Below are 271 nucleotides of genomic sequence, written 5' to 3' on the forward strand. Positions count from 1 at the left end.
TCGAAGGCGAGTACACAGTGAATGTCAGTGTGACAGACTCCGCAGGCAATACCGGCACCGATAGCGAAACTGGGGTGATAGACACAACAGCGCCGAGCGTCACTATCGATGCACCGGCGTTGACCAACGACAATACGCCGCTGGTTACAGGGACATCGGATCTAGCCAATAGTGACATTGCGATTACCTTTACGGATGGCAATGGCAGCCATACGGTGACAGTACAAACCAATGCTAGCGGTAATTGGAGTGCAGAAGCCACGCAGCCGCT

At 53.9% G+C, this 271-nt stretch carries 1 pseudogene; it reads left to right on the top strand.

Features of this window, described 5'->3' with window-relative positions:
* Positions 1–271: pseudogene (locus H5187_RS24215) on the top strand (RTX toxin); the annotation flags it as partial.

This window comes from Pseudoalteromonas sp. SG44-1, from assembly GCF_014164315.1.
GTDB lineage: Bacteria > Pseudomonadota > Gammaproteobacteria > Enterobacterales > Alteromonadaceae > Pseudoalteromonas > Pseudoalteromonas rhizosphaerae.